The 13,135-nt window shown below is 61.5% G+C and carries 11 protein-coding genes; 4 read left to right on the forward strand and 7 right to left on the reverse strand.

The genetic code is table 11. The features are described from left to right. Positions 1–48 precede the first annotated feature (48 nt). From RBH77_RS16230 to RBH77_RS16240, 3 genes are all read left to right on the forward strand, one after another. Positions 49–693: a JAB domain-containing protein gene (locus RBH77_RS16230; protein ID WP_311028621.1), complete on the forward strand. Its 645-nt coding sequence runs from the start codon at positions 49–51 to the stop codon at positions 691–693. Between the two features lie 154 nt (positions 694–847). After that, a complete protein-coding gene (locus tag RBH77_RS16235; protein ID WP_311028622.1) occupies positions 848–2,101 on the forward strand; it encodes a tyrosine-type recombinase/integrase in 1,254 nt (417 codons plus the stop codon). After that, positions 2,098–2,517: a thermonuclease family protein gene (locus RBH77_RS16240; RefSeq protein ID WP_311028623.1), complete on the forward strand. Its 420-nt coding sequence runs from the start codon at positions 2,098–2,100 to the stop codon at positions 2,515–2,517. The genes RBH77_RS16235 and RBH77_RS16240 overlap by 4 nt, the downstream gene beginning before the upstream one ends. Positions 2,518–2,542: 25 nt before the next feature. Here the strand turns inward: RBH77_RS16240 and RBH77_RS16245 are convergent, their stop codons facing one another. Then, positions 2,543–3,214: an AbiV family abortive infection protein gene (locus RBH77_RS16245; protein ID WP_311028624.1), complete on the reverse strand. Its 672-nt coding sequence runs from the start codon at positions 3,212–3,214 to the stop codon at positions 2,543–2,545. Between the two features lie 134 nt (positions 3,215–3,348). Here RBH77_RS16245 and RBH77_RS16250 point away from each other — a divergent pair, with 134 nt between their 5' ends. Then, positions 3,349–4,509, forward strand: coding sequence for a hypothetical protein (locus RBH77_RS16250; RefSeq protein ID WP_311028625.1), 1,161 nt, complete (start codon positions 3,349–3,351; stop codon positions 4,507–4,509). On the opposite strand, the gene RBH77_RS16255 is transcribed toward RBH77_RS16250, so the two are convergent. From RBH77_RS16255 to RBH77_RS16280, 6 genes are all read right to left on the reverse strand, one after another. Then, positions 4,506–5,192, reverse strand: a complete 687-nt coding sequence (locus tag RBH77_RS16255) for a hypothetical protein (protein ID WP_311028626.1) — start codon at positions 5,190–5,192, stop codon at positions 4,506–4,508. The two genes, RBH77_RS16250 and RBH77_RS16255, sit on opposite strands and share 4 nt — an antisense overlap. Continuing rightward, positions 5,189–6,676, reverse strand: coding sequence for a PDDEXK family nuclease (locus tag RBH77_RS16260; RefSeq protein WP_311028627.1), 1,488 nt, complete (start codon positions 6,674–6,676; stop codon positions 5,189–5,191). The genes RBH77_RS16255 and RBH77_RS16260 overlap by 4 nt, the downstream gene beginning before the upstream one ends. A 110-nt stretch (positions 6,677–6,786) precedes the next feature. Further along, positions 6,787–8,919 carry an N-6 DNA methylase gene (locus RBH77_RS16265; protein WP_311028628.1) on the reverse strand — a complete coding sequence of 711 codons (2,133 nt, stop codon included), beginning with the start codon at positions 8,917–8,919 and terminating at the stop codon, positions 6,787–6,789. Positions 8,920–8,933: 14 nt separating this feature from the next. Further along, positions 8,934–11,309 (reverse strand): EcoAI/FtnUII family type I restriction enzme subunit R, encoded by a 2,376-nt coding sequence (gene hsdR, locus RBH77_RS16270; protein ID WP_311028629.1) that lies wholly within the window; start codon positions 11,307–11,309, stop codon positions 8,934–8,936. Next, a complete protein-coding gene (locus tag RBH77_RS16275; RefSeq protein WP_311028630.1) occupies positions 11,306–12,406 on the reverse strand; it encodes a nucleotidyl transferase AbiEii/AbiGii toxin family protein in 1,101 nt (366 codons plus the stop codon). The genes hsdR and RBH77_RS16275 overlap by 4 nt, the downstream gene beginning before the upstream one ends. Next, positions 12,403–13,080, reverse strand: a complete 678-nt coding sequence (locus RBH77_RS16280; RefSeq protein WP_311028631.1) for a DUF6088 family protein — start codon at positions 13,078–13,080, stop codon at positions 12,403–12,405. The genes RBH77_RS16275 and RBH77_RS16280 overlap by 4 nt, the downstream gene beginning before the upstream one ends. Positions 13,081–13,135: the final 55 nt, after the last annotated feature.

Genomic DNA, 13,135 nt, shown 5'->3' on the forward strand with positions numbered 1-13,135 from the left:
CTCACCACTGCCGGCATGGGTTCGCCGGCGGGGGTGCGGCGACGGATCATGACTTCCGAAGAGGACGAACGCGGATTTTTCGGCGAAGCGCAGTTGCGGCCGACAGAGCCGACGCGAACCGAAAAGCCGCATTATCACGGACATCGCGAAAGGCTGCGCGCCCGCTTCCTCGAGGCCGGCCCGGATGCACTCGCCGACTACGAGATGTTGGAGCTGATCCTGTTCCGAGCCTTTAGGCAGAGCGACACCAAGCCGCTTGCCAAGGCGCTGATCGCGCGATTCGGCTCTCTTGCCGAGGTATTGGGCGCGCCTGTTCATCTTTTGCGCGAGGTAAAGGGGATCGGCGATGCGGCCGCGCTCGAACTGAAGATCATCGCCGCCGCCGCCCAGCGCATGGCAAAAAGCGGCATCAAGGGTCGCCAGGTGCTTACCTCATGGGGCCAGGTGATCGACTATTGCCGCACCTCCATGGCCTTCGAGACGATCGAGCAATTCCGTATCCTCTTCCTCGACAAGAAGAACGCGCTCATCGCCGACGAAGTGCAGCAGACCGGCACGGTCGACCATACGCCGGTCTACCCGCGCGAAGTGGTACGCCGGGCTCTGGAACTGTCGGCCACGGCAATCATCCTCGTGCATAACCACCCCACTCACCCGTTTTCAATCACGCTGGATCACGCTCAAACACGCTGAAACACTAGCAAAATTGCGCCATTTTGGCATTGCGTAGTGGGGGCGGTTTTGGCAAATTGGGGGCTGTAATAGGGGTAGAAAACGGCCTTCCGCTCCCAGCTAGCGATCCCTGTTTCTCCTCGACCGATCCCAGTTCCGGAAAGGAGGAAACGCCATGCCCGCCCTAACCGACACCGCGATCCGACATGCACTGAAGCGCGTCGAGATCAGCCGCAAACAAGAAAACTTGGCCGATGGCGAAGGACGCGGCACCGGCCGTCTCGTCCTCGTTCTCAAGCCCATGCCGAAGCGTGTCACCGCCGACTGGATGGCCCAGCAATGGCGCGACGGCAAACGCACAAAGAAGAAGATCGGCGCCTATCCGTCGATGTCGCTGGCGCAGGCCCGTGAGATCTACAAGCGCGACTTTGCCGACGTCATCCAGAAGGGCCGAAGCATCAAGATCGCGACCGATACGCGTCTTGGCACGGTTGCTGATCTTTTCGAGGGTTATGTCGCGGCGCTCAAGGAAGCCGGCAAGCCGTCCTGGAAGGAAACGGAAAAGGGCCTTAACAAGGTCGCCGACACGCTCGGGCGCAACCGCCTCGCCCGCGAGATCGAGGCCGAGGAAATCATCGAGCTGATCCGCCCGATCTATGAGCGTGGCGCAAAGTCGATGGCCGACCATGTGCGCTCCTACCTTCACGCCGCCTTTAGCTGGGGCATGAAGTCCGACAACGATTATCGGCAGCAATCCTCACGCCGGTTCCGTCTTCCCTTCAATCCCGCAACGGGCATTCCGACAGAACCCAAGGTCAAAGGCACTCGCTGGCTCGATGAGGACGAGTTCGTGCAGCTCTACCGCTGGCTGGACTGCCCGGACACGCCGGTCCATCCGGCGTATCCGCGCGCCGTACAACTCATCATGCTGACTGGCCAGCGCGTCGAGGAGATTGCCCGCCTCCACGTCGATCAATGGGACGCCAAGGAGCGGATCATCGATTGGTCCAAGACCAAGAACGAGCAGCCCCACGCCGTCCCAGTACCCTCGCTCGCCGCCGAACTGATCGAGTCAATCACGCCTAATGAATACGGCTGGTTCTTCCCTTCCGCCAAAGACCCGAAGAAGCCCGTCAGTCACGGCACGCTGTATAGCTTCGTCTGGCGTCAACGGGACCGCGGCGTGATCCCCTATGCGACGAACCGCGATCTCCGCCGGACTTTCAAAACGCTCGCCGGCAAGGCTGGCGTATCGAAGGAAATCCGCGATCGCCTCCAAAACCACGCCCTCCAGGACGTCAGCTCCAAGCACTACGACCGCTGGCACTACATGGTCGAAAAGCGCGCTGGCATGGCCAAGTGGGACAGGTTCGTTCGCGCGCTGCTCAAGAAAAAGAAGGCCAACAACACATTGAAGCAAGCCGCGTGAGCGGTCGCACTATCGCCGTCGCCGGCATACTCGGGCTGCTCGGCCCGATTGCCAGCGCGCATGCCGACCCATGCGAGGCGCCGCTGCCGAGCCAGGCCGGCGTCCGCTTCTCCGGTGTCGTCCAATATGTTGGTGATGGAGATAGTCTTTGCGTCGGCGCGACAGCCGATCCCAAGGAATGGATCGAAGTGCGGCTCGCGGACTTTGATGCGCCTGAACTGCACCAGCCCGGTGGTGCAGCAGCCAAGACGGCCCTTGAGCGCATCGCCCTCCAGCACGTAGTCATATGCACCACGGAACGAGGACGCGGGGGTCACGTCATTTCCTACGACCGTGTGATCGCCCGCTGTCAGATCGGAACCGACAGCATCGGCGACCTGCTCCGCCACGCCGGCGTCGCCGAGGGCGGGAACTGATTCGACCTTGGCCTCTCAAAAGTCTCTAACCCTTTAGCTTCCGCTTTCCCTTTTCCAGGAAGTCCGACAGCAATGTCTCCATTGCCGCCATAAAGTCGTCCGGCTTCTCTTCGCGGAGCTTTTCCGCCTGTTCGACGAAACCCGAGAGCAACCCCTTCATTTCTTCCGGTGACGCCTCCAGCCGTCTGAGCATCTTCAGGCCGTTTTGGGCATAGCCGAGAAATTCAGCGTTTCGCTCCGTAATCTCGGCCAGCATCTGCTTGGTGATGCGCTCGCTTGGCGCGGCGAATTCACCGTCAACCCAGTCCACGTACAAGGAGGCGTTCTTGGCTCGGTTCGACGTCTCGTGAAACTCATCCTGGGTCTGCCTGAACGCCTCCACGGCAGCCTCCCAATCGCCACGGGCCTTCGCATCGGTTTCTGCCTCCGAGCCCTTCAGCATGTACGCATTCGATTTGTTCTTGGCAGCGTGACGGCCGAAGGCGGCCAGCACCTTCTTCTGATTGACTTCCAACCCAAGAACCAAGCTGACCGCCCAGGCACCGAGGTTGTTGACCTTCGAGCACTCCTCGAGGGAGATCTGGTGGAGGCAAAGGGCACGCGCCACCGCGCCCGCTCTCGCCAAGAGTTCCGCCTCGAAAAAAAGGCGCTCTGCATTATCGAATGTCTTCTCGGCGCCGCGGACGAGAACCGTCAACGGCGCGCGATCGCTTCTCGCAGCCTTCTCTCCTGCGTCTTCCCGTTTGATATCGTTCATTGTTGTTCCAGCATATTGTAAACACAAATACTTCAGCGACTGCAGGCGCTTGCCCGTCGAGACAGGAATAACACATGACTGCTGCCGATTGGACGCCGGTATTCGTCCTGCCGAATATTCCGCTGGAAGTTGCCATCGGCTGTGAGATCGCGGCGCTCGCGCCCGCGAATGACCCTCGCGTTGCGGCCCTCAAGCGGGCGTATCCCTCGTTCAGACGCTTCCTCAACCGCTTTGCAGATAATTTCGGAGAGAAGTTCGAGCCCTCGGTCCTGATCCTCGACGCGGCCGCGCCTCCGATCTTTCGCGACGTGACGGCGCTGGCGAGCTTCCGCGACCTTATCGCGCTCTCGGCGGTCACTCACGGCCGGGCGCAGGAACTCCGACATCCACGCGGGCATCGCGTGCTGTTCGGCGAGGCCTTCGCGATCTACCCCTGGATGCTCGACCGACACTATGAGGATGTGATCGGCAACACCCCGGCGATCTTCGGCACGCATGAGCTCTCTCGCTTCAAGGGACAATCGTCGCCGGCCCTGTTCCGCACGTCACTCGGCGAAAGAGATATCGACCAGCCCCTCCTAGCAGCGCTCATGGCTCGCTGGCGTTGCCGCTACGAAGCGGCGGAGCCTGCCTGGGAGGATGTCGCGCTGATGCGTTCGCTCAACATGGCGTACCAAGCCTCCCTCTTGCCGGCCGGGACCGATACGACGTTCTACGACGTCGGTCGGGTCGTCTCCCTCTGGGTCAGCGCTTTCGAGATTCTCGTGCATCCCGGCGGAAGCGGCCAGGCCAACCGCGACAAGGTGTTCGAGATGATCGAGCGGACGCCCTGGGCGGAGACGGAGTGCAGCCAGCTCGTCCACGACACAGGCGGCAAGACCAAGGTAAAGCGCACATTGGCCTCCTGGCTCTATCAAGTGCTCTACGAATGCCGGAACGACTTCCTTCACGGCAATCCCGTCGAGCGCAGCAATCTCTTTCTCCCCACGCCCCAACGGACGATCTTCGAATATGCCGCGCCGCTCTATCGCATCGCGTTGACGGCGTTTCTTCCGCTCACACATGCGGTCCCGATGCCATCATCCGAAGATGCGCGCGTGTTCGGCGCCTATATCGACGATCGCATGGACTTCATGGGACCGCAGAAATCCGCGGAAGAAGCACTCCTGACCGCGACGCGCCCGCCAGCGGGCCGCGCCGCACGCCGCACGCGCGTCACTCGCCCCGCCCCCTAGTCGTCCGCGCCAGCGTCGGGCTCCGCGATCAACTCTTCCGCCAACTCCGAAAGCCACGGCGAGACATCGTCGATCTGCACAGCGCCGGCGTGGACCGCGTAATAGTCACCGACCGTCCGGAACGCCTCGCCAAAGCGATCCGCGAACATCTTCTGCAGCTTATCGTTACGGCTCAGCACACTCGACAGAGCGCGACCGCCCCGCAGGAATTTGAGCGCATGTTCGGTGCCGAGCAGATAGAGATATTTTCGCTTCGCCGTCGGATGCTCGGCGAGCAGCAGATAATCCTTGAACACGGAATTCTGGCGGATCGACTCCGCGCCGCCCCGCCACCGAATGAATTTGAACTCGGCGACCCGCAGGTTGGTCTCCAGATCGAAATCGCGCCCGGTATTCCCGGCTCCAAGCGATACATATTCGACCCGCTCATCCGGTTCGAGGATGTGCGGAAGGCAGAGCAGGATGCCAAGCGCATGGATGGTCACATTGACCTGCCCGGCCAGGCGCTTCATTTCGGCCGCCGCGGCCAATGCCTCCCGACCCACGCCGGCGCCCTCCAGAAAGCCTGCGCAATCCTTCGCTGCCACACCGCGCACCTTGCTCTCGATCCGCGCAAGCGTCTGCGTCAGGTCGGGCCCCGTGAACCGCACGAGCAGATCGCGAATATCCGCGGGATTCGTCATGCCCCCGCCCGCCCCGCGAAACGAAGCCGATCGATCTGATTGTAGTTGATCACCGCCGGGTCCGCGCCGATCACTGGAAAGCGGCTGATCACGTAATGCATGACCTTGTCCAAGCCCAGTTCCTGTTTCAGCAGATCTTCACGGCCGCGCTCCTTCTTGAGTGCGCGAGCATAGTAGTTCGTCAGGGAACGGTTATATCTGACGAACAGCGTGCGCTCAGCCTCAATCTTCGAGAGATCGATCCAGTTATTCTTACACTGGATGTTGAAGATGACCCCGTTGCGCGTCGCGACGACATCGAATTCCTTCCGGTTGATCCGCTTGATGTCCGTCACGGTGAAGCCCATGCGTTCGAGGTCGCGTTTCACCATGTCCTCGAAGATGAACCCCGCGTGGATCTGGAAGCGCCGGCGGCTGCCCAGATGAACATTCTTGAACGCGTAGAGGAAGCGCGACAGAAGATTGACGTTCGAGACGATCCGATCCCCCTGGTCCAGGAAGGGCTGATAGGCATTGGTGTTCGTCGCATAGTCCGAAGGCTTGTTGACGAGCAGTATCTCAAGCTCGATGGGGTCCAGCTCGGATTGCGCCCGCAGCATCGATCGAAACTTCTCCTTTGCGATCTCGACGTAATAGTCGTCGCGGCAATGGCGCGCAAAGGCGATCACCAGCAGGCCCATTGCGGAAAAATCGGAGTCCTTCAGGCCGAAGGCCTCGTAGGTCGCCCCGATCAGTTTCACGCCATTGCGCAGTTCGGCGGCCGAAAAGATCTTCCTTCGATCCAGCGCCTCCATGGCGGGCATCGTGAACTGGTCGCCACGCAATTCCGCCATCACATGGATCGACGCGCGCTCCGGTTCGAGAAAATAGTCGTCCAAAGTCTCGAGGCAGTGGCTCGCCATGGCGCCGACGTGGTCGACGTCCAGACTGAAATCCGGCAGAACCTCGAGCAGCGCAAGCTTTTGATGGAAGCCGGTGATGGCGATGCAGCTATGCTCGACCTGCGGCATGAGAACGGTCAGAGCGTCGTAGGGCTGGAGAACGAGCGAGCCGGAACATGCGTAGGGCATGGTGTACAGCAGCGAGACGAAGTGCCGTCGCCGCGACTGAAAGTAGTCGACCGCCCCGCCTATCGTGTCGAGCGTGATGGCTGCACTACGGGCGTCCAGGCCATGCTCGGCAAAGGCCGCGCGCATCGCACCAGCGTAGAGCATAACCCGCGTGAAGCGAGAGATGACGGACGGCTCGAGATGTGGCGCGAGCGCCTGACGGACGGCTAGCCAGGTCGGCCCCGGATTCGAAACAAACGCATCGTCCAATCGAACCGCGCACAACCAGGCACGGAGCCGATCGTCGGCGACCCCGAATTTCGGGAGATTGATGAACTCCTCCACGCCTCGGATCGTCTCATGCCATGCGGCGACCGCGTCTTCGCGCCGATATTGGCCGAGAACGGAGAGCACGCCGTCGCCGTGAGCGGCCAACTGACTTTCAATCAGTGTCCTCGCCTCAGCTCCCGATATCGTCCGCACGGCGCACATATCTCTCCTGAGCGTTGCTGCACCTCGCCATCTACGACCGAACGCGCCACGCGTCATCCAAACGCATGGTGCAGTAAGGACGGCATCAGTCCGCTTAGCGCCCGATCAACCTCGGCTTGACCAAGTTCGACTGCTTGAGCTTTCGCATGAAGGGCTTCAAACCACTCCTGCGCGTCTAGCGATGGGACCGGAACGGTAATATTGGGCAGGAGTTCGGCGGACAGCGTCTTATTTCGTGCGATCGATCCCGGTGACGCCGCGACAACCTGCGCAAAACCTTCCGGCGTACGGAAATAGTACCAGAGAAACATCGGGAGACACCTCGTTCGATCGGCTTCACACGTAAGCATCCGATGATTTCCGACGCAGCCATCGTCAGCGGCTGACGCCAGCGCGATTGCCTGTTCCCACGCCATCAAATTACTGAATACGAGGTCGCCGGTGGCGATGCGGAATAACTTCTGCCAAGTGAACTCCGCCCCAGGTATTGTCCGGCGATGGAATATCCCCTTGTAGAAGCTGCGCACGCCTATCTCGGTGTAGGTCTTCTCAGGATCTATATGAACCTGACGTCGAACAAGTGGCGCTACGTCGCCGAGTCTTGCGCGAGGCGAGTCCGAAGTGATTTTGTCGAAAGCGACTACCAGCGCTCTCAACTCGTCAAGCACAGCTAGCAACTTACGTTGCTCGGCGATTGCGCCTTCAATGATCTCAACAGGCCGACGGTGGTCCGCCTCCTTGGCACGAGGATTTTTGAGGTCCAAATCCACTGCAATGGTGCGACCTTCTGAATCGCGCTTGATGAGACTAGGCCCAAAGACTTTCCATGCCCGTGCTCCTTCCCTGCGCGCGGACCACCACTCAAGGCAATCACTGAGTTCTTCGTACAGTAACGGCTGCGTTTTTGAATACTTGCGCCGACCCTCTGGAAGCGGCTGTTCCCAATACCAAATGTCACCAGTGGGGCCTGAAGTGTCGAAGAAAATGATGTTGGTTGGAATATCGGTGTACGGGGAAAACGTTCCTTCCGGCAGCCGGACGATAGTGTGCAGATTGAACCGCTCGAGCAGATCCGCCTTGATGCGCGCCGCGATGCCGTCGCCAAACAATATCCCATTCGGAACGACTACGCCGGCTCGCCCGTGGCCTCCTCGCTTCAGCCGTCGCATAATGAGTTGCAGAAACAGCAGAGCGGTCTCGGCGGTGCGGCGATCGTCAGGGAAGTTCGTAAGGATGCCTGCTTCCTCTTCTCCGCCAAACGGAGGATTGGTCAGGATCACCTCGACGCGATCACGCTCACCGATCTCCGTCAGCTTGAAACGCAGCGCATTTCCGAACTCGATGTCGGGCGCCTCCAACCCGTGCAGGAGCAGATTCATCTGCGCCAACAGGAATGGGAGCGATGAGTCTTCGCCGCCGCGCAACGTCGAGCGCTGAAGGATCTCGCGCTTCTCCACCGTATCGGCGCTTGGCCTCATGTGATCGAAGGCTGCGGCGAGAAACCCTCCGGTGCCGCAAGCCGGATCGAGAACGGTTTCGCCTAGCTTCGGGTCGATGACGTCGACCATGAAGCGGACCACAGGCCGCGGGGTATAGAACTCTCCGTTCTGACCCGCCGCATCCCGCATCTCCCGTAGCAGCGTTTCGTACATCCGCCCGAGCGTCTGGATATCCTCGGTGTTGTCGAAGTGGATGTCGTTGATGAGGTTGATTACGTCCCGCAGGACGTAGCCACTCGTCGCGTAGTTGCGCAGGTCACGAAACACGGCTGAAACAACATCACGGCGCTGTCGCCCTTCGCCATTCCCGCGAAGGCTCCGCAGATACGTGAACAAGCCCGGCCCCTTCGTTCCGTCGGCTCGGACGGTCTGCTCCCCATTGATGAACGAGAGCAGATCCGGTCCCGTGATGCCCGCAGAATCGGCGGCCCAGTCACGCCACCGGTATGGCGGATCGATCAAGCCGCGGTAGGTCTCGCCGGCGAGCACAGCCTCGTCTTCGTGGACCCTTTCCATGTCGTCCACGAACTTCAGGAACATCAGCCACGTCAGGGTCGGCAGCCGCGTGAGGTCCGTCTTCAGCTCGCGATCCTTGCGCATCTTGTTGCGCGCGGACTTGATGACGCTGTCGAGGCGTTGAGCCGTCGTCTTTGGCGCCTTGCCCTTCTTTTTCTCACTTGGCGGCATTCAGAGGTGCTTTCCTAAGCGGCGTACAAGAGGCCGGACATTTCGTTGACAGCCGCGCGAAGCTTCTCCGGACCTCCGAAGCGTCGCGCGATTTCACTCGGATTGCCGAAGCCCGCGAGTGGCGGCACTTTGAGGATGCCCGGCAGCACGAACTGAGCTGCGCCATGATCAGCGTATTTTTCGAGCAGGGCTTCGAGCACTGCGCGTGCATCGGCGCCGTACTGGTCGAAGAAATCTCGGCGGTCACGCTGCAGGCGTTCCGCCCGCTCCCTCCGAGTCCTTAACGGCGCGTTCCAGGCGAGATGACAGAGCAGATCGAATGGATCGTCGTCTGGCCGGCCCGTTTCCTGCGCCAAAGTCTCAAGGTCGATACCGCGCTCGGCGAGCGCTTCGACCACGGCCTGGCGCTTATCGGCATCGAGCCAGTCCGCGCGAAAGCTCGCTGCGGTCGGATAGAGCGTTCGGACCTTCTCACCGGTCCAGTCCGTCAGCTTCTTGCAAGTGAGACGTTTGCCGTCGGTGTCCAGCTCGTAGACGAGGTGGGCAATAACCTCCACCGCACCGCCATCGACGTAATACTTACGCGGTTCGCCCGACTCTTCGTCCGGCGGCAGCCCGCTCGGCGGCTGCTCGCCTTCCGGCTCGTCGACCGTCTCCTGCGGAGGCTTCTCCTCGCCTTCGGTCGTCACCACCTCGCCATCGGCGTCGATCTCGGTGACCGTTTCGGCGGTCGGTTCGCCGTCGAATTCCGGGTCGGCGAACTTCTCCGTGGCGGTGCCGGTGTAGTCGAGGATGTTGAAGAAGAGCTTGCCGTAGTCCTCGCGCAAGCGAGTGCCACGCCCAATGATCTGCTTGAACTCCGTCATCGAGCCCACGACGCGCGCGAGAACGACATTTTTGCAGGTCGGCGCGTCCACGCCCGTCGTCAGAAGCTGCGACGTCGTCAGGATGACAGGAACTTTAGTCTCCACATCCTGAAACGCATTCAGCTTGCCCTTCCCGATGTCCCCCTCGTCGGCGGTGACGCGACAGGCGTAGTCCGGATAGGTAACGACGAGATCTGAATTGAGGTTGGCAAGCGCACGGCGCATCTCGCTCGCATGCTCCTGATCGACACAGAAGACGATCGTCTTGGCGAAGCGGTCCGTTTGGGCAAGGAAGTGCGTGAGGTGTCGGGCGATTGCTTCGGTGCGGGCGCGCAGCGCGACGACACGCTCGAAATCTTTCGTGTGATACTCGTCGTCGGGAACCTCACGTCCGAATCGGTCGAGTTCACCCTTGGTTGGCCGCCAGCCGGCGGCGTCATAGTCGGTGACCACCCGGTGCACGCGGTACGGCGCAAGGAAGCCATCGGCTATACCTTGCGCCAGCGAGTAGGTATAGAGCGGCGTGCCGAAATAGGCGTAAGTGTCGCGATTATCGTCCCTGAGCGGCGTGGCGGTCATGCCGAGCTGATACGCCGGCTCAAAATACTCCAGGATCTCCCGCCAGCTGCTATCGTCGCGCGCGCTGCCGCGATGGCATTCGTCGACGATGATCAGATCGAAGAAGTCGCGCGCGTATTCGCGATAGAGGCCCGGCCTTCGTTCGTCGCGTGCGATCGCTTGGTAAATCGCGAAATAGATATCGCGACCCTGGCTGACGACACCATTCTCGATTTTGAACCGGGCGTCGCCGAATGGCGCGAAAGTCTTGCCCATCGGATCGTCGACGAGGATGTTGCGGTCCGCGAGAAACAGGATCTTCGGTTTGCGGAAATCCCCGCGCTTGTTCCACCCAGCGCTCCAGAGCCGCCAGGCGATCTGGAAAGCTACCGCTGTCTTTCCGGCGCCGGTGCACAACGTCAACAGCGCGCGGCGCCTCCCGGTGAGAATGGCTTGGAGAGCCTGATTGACCGCGCCTTCTTGATAGTAGCGCAGCGGCTTGCCTGGGTCGGGGAACCCGGGCGTGAGGAGCCGACTGGCCGCAGCATCGTCGGCTAGGCCGAGGCCCGCACGCTGGCGCGCCCACAATTCCGCCGGTGCTGGAAAGTCGGTGCGTAGCGTTTCGACGCCGGTGAAGAAATCGAACTCCACGATCTCGGCGCCGTTCGTGGCGATTGCGAACTTCAGCCCCAGAATCTCCGCGTATTCCTTCGCCTGCTGTAGACCATCGGCGGCGGACCTGTAGCCGGCCTTCGCTTCCACGACGGCGATCGGATAGTCGGCGCTGAACCGCAGAATGTAGTCGGCCCGCTTCTGCCGGCCCCGGCGCGCACGCCCTCCGACGAAGATCACTCGGCCATCTGTAAAGGTACGCTGCTCGTTGATCGCATGGGGCGCGTTATCCCATCCTGCAGCCTGCAAGCGCGGCACAACAAATTTTCGACAGGTGTCGGCCTCGGTGTTCATGCTCCTCTGCCCCCCGTCCGACGTTCGCTTGCCCCAGTCGCCTTGGTTTGGTTGATGCGCGCCTCGAGCTCGCCGATCCGTCCGAGGACCTCTCCAAGCACGGGCGCCTTTCCGAAGATCATTCCCGCCATGGCGGCGTAGTCGCGCGCGAGCTCGGTGGCCATTTCCCGGCTCGGCGAGAGCGTGAAAGAGCCAGGCGCCGCAGTCGCGAGATTCAGATCTGGACTGTTGAAGAACATGCGGGCGTGCCGCACGCAGTCGACGCCCAGCGCCAGATCGCTCGAAGCGGCGCGTCCGACATCGGAGTCGAGCAGCCGATAGACATCATAATAGTGCCGTGAAATCCGCTGGCCGCCGCCGCGGAGCGCGCCACGCGCATCGAACCATTGCCGCAACCCATGCAAGATTACGATCTTGTCCCAGAAAGTGCGTTCCGCATCCACAGTTCTGACGTCGGGCACGCTCAACTTGAGATCGGCGAGCACGTCGGCGACATAAGGTTTGACGATCGCGGGTTGGTTCGGGTCGAGGGCTGACTTGGCACCCGACTCGATCTTGACCGCCGGCCTGACGTAGCCCTCGTCTGCCGCAGTCACCTTCGGATACCAGATCAATAAGCTTTGCCGGTCCGGGTCGTCGGGATCAAGCTCCACTCGGCCGGCTTCAGCTTCCAGGTCCGCAGCTTGCAGGGTCTCGCGCAGATGCCTCTCGACCTGCAGGCGCATCGTCTCGTTCACGTAGGCCTGACTCGCGCTCTTGATGGCGTCGAGGCGCCGTCGCCGCTTCTTGCCGCTCAGCGCCTCCAGTTCATCAACCGTCGCTCCCTCGCCCAGGTCATCCCGGAAGATCGTGATGTCGATGTCTTCCGAGAAGCGGGAGATCACTCCGAACGCCTTCGACAGCGAGGTTCCGCCCTTGAACAGCAGTCGAGGGCCGCCCGCCTCGGCGCCGTTAAACAGCGCATCGAGGGTCCAACAGACCCAAAAATCCTTTTCGATGTTCTGCTCCGGGGCGCCTAAGTTCTGCGCCGCGCCGAGAAAGGCGTCGCGGCGGTCCTCCGCCGCAGCCGAAAGGAAGGTGACGAAGCCGGGATTCATCCGCGGCTCCGGGGCTGCCGCTTGGTCTGTTTATCCCGGGATGAGGAGGACGGCGGTTCGTCGAGCAAGGGGCGCAGGAAGTTCTGCATCCAGTCCGGCAGGCTGGTGAACCCCTCGCGCAAGTCCGCCACGATGGCTGCGCCGTGATCGGGATCGGCGAGGATCGCAGCGAGACGGCGGTGAATGCGATCGCGATCGCTGTCAATCGTACCGCGCAGCCATTGCAGCGCCTGGACGACGCGCATCGCCGGACGGCCCGCCCAGTGCAGGCGGCTGGGCGCGGTCAGTTTGAAGGTGATGGTCTGGGCGCCCAACTTGATCGGACGCAGGCGCGCGTCGGTGTGGACCGAGATCTTGGCCGGGACTGCATCCGTCAGCCCAAGGTCATTGGCCGCTGTCAGGCCGTCGACCAGCATGCGCGCCTGGTCTCGTCGCACCAGCGCGTCGATGACCCGGCGTGGATCGGGATTGGTCGGTTTGCCCGTCAGGCTGTTGGGCCGAGGCAGATCGTAAAGGCCGCGGGTAATGCGACGAATCTCTCCGGCGCTCGTCATGCGTGACAGCGCCTGATCGATGGCGTCGCGCGAGCCGATGTCCAGAAAATCGGTCGGCGTCCAGACGCCGAACGGCGCCTGGGCAGCCATCCGCTTTTGAATCTGGGATTTGAGATCCATTCTCGCCCCACCCCTGTCAGAAAAATGTATACCTGTTTCTGACGGCAGAGTCGAT

Origin of the sequence: Mesorhizobium koreense (assembly GCF_031656215.1) — a bacterium.
Classification (GTDB): domain Bacteria; phylum Pseudomonadota; class Alphaproteobacteria; order Rhizobiales; family Rhizobiaceae; genus Mesorhizobium_L; species Mesorhizobium_L koreense.